This is a genomic window from Corynebacterium sp. S5S1 (assembly GCF_001913985.1).
GTDB classification, from domain to species: domain Bacteria; phylum Actinomycetota; class Actinomycetes; order Mycobacteriales; family Mycobacteriaceae; genus Corynebacterium; species Corynebacterium marquesiae.
In genome coordinates, this window is record NZ_MKXT01000064.1 from 1 (window position 1) to 3,291 (window position 3,291).

Annotated in this window: 3 protein-coding genes; 2 read left to right on the plus strand and 1 reads right to left on the minus strand. The window is 60.3% G+C overall.

Annotated elements, in window-relative coordinates; translation table 11 throughout:
- The first annotated feature begins 191 nt into the window (after window positions 1–191).
- On the plus strand, window positions 192–1,691 hold the full coding sequence (locus BKN05_RS11760) for an MFS transporter (RefSeq protein ID WP_286688715.1): 1,500 nt from the start codon (window positions 192–194) through the stop codon (window positions 1,689–1,691).
- Window positions 1,692–1,708: 17 nt separating this feature from the next.
- Window positions 1,709–2,281, plus strand: a complete 573-nt coding sequence (locus BKN05_RS11765; protein WP_286688716.1) for a TetR/AcrR family transcriptional regulator — start codon at window positions 1,709–1,711, stop codon at window positions 2,279–2,281.
- Between the two features lie 281 nt (window positions 2,282–2,562).
- Here the strand turns inward: BKN05_RS11765 and BKN05_RS11770 are convergent.
- On the minus strand, window positions 2,563–3,291 hold a 729-nt coding region (locus BKN05_RS11770; RefSeq protein ID WP_049378601.1), incomplete at its 5' end, for an SMI1/KNR4 family protein.

The window sequence follows — 3,291 nt, forward strand, 5'->3', positions numbered from 1 at the left end:
ATTTTACAGGAAACATTCTGCCGCACACCGGCGTAACAATAGGGTGTACCCAAATGAGCGCCACGCTCGTAGTCACTGGCCTTAGGCGCCGTGAACAGGGAGTGACGCGGATCTCTCTCGCAGTAGACATAACTACACCATCCATCCGGTACACTTACGTTGTTCACGATTAAACGATTAAGGAGACGCGCATGTCCACGATGACGAAACGGCGACGCTGGTCGCTGCTGGTGACTGTCGGAGCGGGGGTCCTACTGATCACCCTCGACAACTCGATCCTGTACACGGCATTGCCGACACTGACCGAGGACCTTCAGGCATCAAGCACCCAGAGCCTGTGGATCATCAACGCCTACCCCCTGGTGATGGCGGGCCTGCTGCTCGGTAGCGGGACCCTCGGTGATCGCATCGGCCACACGCAGATGTTCGTCGTCGGCCTGGTGATCTTCGGGTTGGCGTCCCTGCTCGCAGCGTTGGCGCCGTCGCCCGAGGTGCTGATCGGTGCACGCGCTGTGCTCGCTGTCGGTGCGGCAGCGATGATGCCGGCAACCCTGGCACTGATCCGCACGTACTTCACGGTCGAGCGCGAGCGGAACCTCGCGATCGCGATCTGGGGCAGCCTCTCCGTGGTGGGTGCCGCGCTGGGCCCCATCCTCGGCGGAACTTTGCTCGAGAACTTCTGGTGGGGCTCGGTGTTCCTGGTGAACGTGCCCGTAGTGGCGCTGGCGCTGGTTGCTACCTGGTTGATCCGCCCGGCCAATGACCCGGATCCTTCGAAGCGCTGGGATGCCGTGTCTTCGATACTGGTGATGATCGGGCTCGTCGGAACGGTGGTGGCCATCAAGGAGATCGGCCACGCGCCCCCGTCTGTCGCGACCATTGTTGTTGCGCTGCTCGTTGCTGCCATCGGGTTCTGGCTCTTCGTGCGCCGTCAGCGGCGCCTGGAGAATCCGCTGCTGGAGTTCTCCATCTTCCTCAACCCGGCGTTCAGTGCTGGCGTGCTCGCCGCGGCGTTCGCGATGTTCGCCATCGGTGGCATCGAGCTTGTCACCACGCAACGGTTCCAGCAGGTCGTCGGCTTCAGTCCGCTGGAGGCTGGGCTTTTGGTTGCCGTGATTGCCGTGGGCTCGTTGCCGACAGCGCTCCTGGGTGGTGCCTTCTTGCACCGTGTCGGGCTGCTCGCGCTGATCACCGGTGGTCTCGCCGTCGCCACCGGCGGCGTCGTGGTGACGGTAGTCGGGTTCCAATCATCCTTCGGCGTGCTGGTTCTCGGCCTTCTGGTGACGGGTGCCGGTCTCGGAGCTGCCCTGTCGGTCGCCTCCACCGCCATCATCGGGAACGTGCCGGTGCGCCGTGCAGGCATGGCCGCTTCCCTCGAAGAGGTCTCCTACGAGTTCGGCAGCCTCATCGCCGTGTCCGTGCTCGGAAGCCTGCTCACGGCCATCTATACCGCCAGTGTTGTCCTCCCCAACGGCGCACCGGCGGCGGCTGGTGACGGTATCGCTGAGGCACTGGAGGCGGCGCAGGGAGACGCCGCCATCATTCAGGCGGCCTCCACGGCCTTCGACTCCGCGTACCTCGTCGTGATGCTAGTCGTTGCCGGCGTCCTGGCAGCGGCCACTGTCATCACGGGAGTGCTGCTGCGTCGGTACCTGCCTGGCACGCAGTCGCAGCTGCACTCCGAGCACTGACCACGAAAGGACCGCTCATGCGGACCAGCAAACGAGACTCCATCCTCCAAGCCGCCCTCCGCGTTGTCGAAACCGACGGCGTCACGGCCGTCACGTACGAATCGGTGGCCGCCGCCTCCGGACTCACCAAAGGTGGGCTGCTCTACCACTTCCCCTCGAAGGACGCCCTGGTGCTCGCGCTGCACGAGCATCTTGCCGAGCGCTGGGACCACGAGATGATCAACGTCCTGGGCAAGGACCCAGACGAGGCAACGCAGGACGAGCGCGTCGCCGCCTACGCCCGCGTGAGCGCTCGCAGCGCCACTGGCCCCGAGCTGCTGTTCATGCTCGAGGCGAGCACCGACAGCGAGCTCAACAAGCCGTGGAGAAGGGTCATCTCCCGATGGATACCCGACCCTGCCGAGATTGACCCGACTGACCCTCGGGCGCTGCAGAAGATGGTCGCGTACCTTGCCGCCGACGGACTCTGGCTTAGCGAATCCGTCGGAGCCGCCCCCCTTCCGCCCGAACTGCGCGCCGCGCTGGCAGAGCACCTCGCCCACTCCGTTGCGGACGCAGCCGGAACCTCGAGCAACGCGGCGAACCGATGAGCGCATCCATCTCGCAGATCTGAACCGATCCAGGTTCGCTGCCGCTGCCTTTCGCCTTCTCAAGAGGCTGCTCGTTCGCGGCCTCGTCGAGTCAGTGCCATACAGGGGCACCCCAGCGGGACAGTTACAGCGCAGTAGTTTGCTGTTGCCAATAGGCTCGGTCTCGCCATTTTTGCGACACATCTGTCGCACTGGGTGTACCCCATTGTTTAGTAATGGTGTCCTCTACTTTGGGCGATTGCTTTCAAATGCTGGGCGCGGGGACAACAATTCTGGAAAAGCTAGTTTTGGATCTCTCCTTGGCGAAGCCGATCGAAGACGCTACCGGCGTAATTCTCGTCGAGGATGAAACCGTTGTCGGTTTCTTTGAGAACTCCTTCTTTGACTCTGCGATCCCACCACATGATTAAGGATGCGAGCGTGTAGCCGAGTTCGTATTTCTGACCAGGAACTATAAATGAGTTCTTCATGAGTTCTGGGAAGGTTAGTATTTGTCCTTCTCGGCCTCCGTTGGCAAATGTTTCAGGATCGTGTTGGGGCTCAATATGCTGAACAATCCAATACACAACGTCGTAAAAGGTTCGACTTTCAGGGCTATTCTCGGTGATTATTGGATTTAAATCTTTGGTGATGAGCTCTGTGGCCTGTTTTAAAAGCTTTTCGATTCCTGGTGTTGGAGTGGCAGATATCGCCTTTCGGAGAGGTTCAGAAAGGGATCCATATCGAACACCATTGATCCCGATGTTATCCGGCTCTGCATCTTCAACCGTTTCTTCTTGGTCTGGGTAGGGGCCTAGCTTAGACAAGAATGCGTCGACTGATTCTGCAACGGGCATGATGATCCCATCGGGATCGGTATCCACGTACAATACGGCGCCTTCTGGGAAATCTGGCAAGCCGTAGTTAATGACAAAGCATTGATGCATTCCGTCTTCGCTAGCAGCCAAGAGAAGGACTTCTTCGGGAATCTCCCACTCATCCATGAGGAAGGTTGCGTAGTCAATCAAATC